The 1,686-nt window shown below is 69.6% G+C and carries 3 protein-coding genes; all 3 read right to left on the bottom strand.

Features of this window, described 5'->3' with window-relative positions:
* Nucleotides 1-84: 84 nt before the first annotated feature.
* Nucleotides 85-264, bottom strand: a complete 180-nt coding sequence (locus ABZ911_RS43110) for a hypothetical protein (protein WP_358070506.1) — start codon at nucleotides 262-264, stop codon at nucleotides 85-87.
* A gap of 74 nt (nucleotides 265-338) precedes the next feature.
* Entirely contained in the window at nucleotides 339-1,322 is a 984-nt protein-coding gene (locus tag ABZ911_RS43105) for a tripartite tricarboxylate transporter substrate binding protein (protein ID WP_358070503.1), read from the bottom strand.
* A 1-nt stretch (nucleotide 1,323) separates the two neighbouring features.
* The coding region (locus ABZ911_RS43100) for an amidase family protein (protein ID WP_358070501.1) at nucleotides 1,324-1,686 on the bottom strand (363 nt) is incomplete at its 5' end.

Here is a 1,686-nt window from a genome sequence, read left to right as displayed (position 1 = left end):
GTGACCTCGACCGGAGACACCTCCCGGTCACGGATCAACTCCGCCACCCGGGCCAACGACAACGCCGCCAACTCAGTCATCGGTTCAGGCCTCACCCTGGTCGAGGGGTGAGACGAACAACGGCTCCACGCCGTCGACGTCGGTGGCCGACATGGCCGCCAGCGCCGCGCGCAGGGACTCGACCTGCGGGCGCAGGCGAGGGGAGAGAAGATTCGGGTCGATGCCGAGGAATTCGTACTCCTCGGCGACTCCTGACGTGCTCACGGGTGTTGCCTCCATGGTCGTGCGGGTGACGCGGTCGCCGGTGCGTCACCCGCCGGTGATGACGCGGGTGGGACTCAGCCGGTGACCTTGGCGTAGATCTCCTCGCTGACCGTCCAGCGCTTGGCCGCCTCGTCACCCGTCATGAACTGGTTGATGACGCCCAGGTCATGGCTCTTCTGCAGGATGCCCTCGGCCTTGAGGGCGCTGTCGATCGCCGACTGCAGTCTCGCCGCGACGGCGGGCGGAGTGTCGGCCGGCACCGAGAGCACGCCCTCGGAGAGCATGACGAGATCCATGCCCTGCGCCTTGAAGGTCGGCGCGCCGGGCAGCAGGTCCGTCTCGGACTCGGCCATGACGCCGATGGCCCGGACCTGCCCGCTCTTGACGTACTGCAGGACCTCGGGGATGGTGCCGAAGGTGACGTCGGTGTGGCCGCCGAGCAGCGCGACCATGGCCGGGCCCCCGCCGTCGAACTGCACGTTCGCGAACTCGACCTGGCCCGTCTTCTCGGTCAGCACCCGCCCCATGTCCGCGGGGCCACCGAGGGCGCCGGTGCCCGCCTTGACCTGGCGGGGCTTGGCCTTCGCCTCGGCCATCAGGCCCTTCAGGTCCTTGATCTGACTGTCCTTGGAGACGACCGCCACGACCGGGATGACGAAGTGGTTCGCGACCGGTTTGAACGAGTCGCGGGTGAACGCGGCCTTACGGGCCGGGTCGAGGTAGGCGCTGGGCGTCGTCGGCAGCAGCGTGTACCCGAGCGTGTAGCCGTCGGGCCTCGCCTGGGCCAGCGCCGTCAGGCCGATCTGCGAGCTGGCGCCCGGCTTGTTGAGGATCTCGACCGGCGTGCCGAGCTGGTCCTCCAGGGCCGGCCCGAGCAGGCGTCCGGCGAGATCGGTGAGCCCGCCCGGCGCGAACGGCACGACGAGCGTCACGGCCTTGCCCTTCTTGGGGAAGCCGGACTCCTGCTTGGTCGCGCTGCCGCACCCGGCGGTGAGGCCGACCACGAGCGGGATCGAAATGGTGAGGGCGAGGCCCCGGAATCGCCTGCTTGAGGTCATGTCACATTCCTTCTGGGGAGTGGACTGGCGGGTGGCGCAGATGCCAGTCGGTGATGTGCTGGTAGGCGTTGGCGGTTTCGAGGACGGTCTGGTCCTGGTGGGGTCGTCCGATGAGTTGGAGGCCGATGGGCAGTCCCGCGCCGGTGAAGCCGCAGGGCAGCGAGATCGCGGGCGCCCCCACCAGGCTGAAGATCCGGCGGAAGCGGTTCTGCGCCCCGAAACGGGACTCCGCGCCGTGATCGCTGGGCGGGGCCAGGTCGAACAGGTGGGGGACGGTCGGGGAGGTGAGGGTGGCGATGGCGTCGACGTGGGTGAGGGCGTGGTGGAACTGTTGGGCGAAGACGGTGCGTAGGCGTTGGGCGCG

Origin of the sequence: Nonomuraea sp. NPDC046570 (assembly GCF_040645915.1) — a bacterium.
Classification (GTDB): Bacteria; Actinomycetota; Actinomycetes; order Streptosporangiales; family Streptosporangiaceae; genus Nonomuraea.
This window is presented reverse-complemented; position numbering and strand designations above follow the sequence as displayed.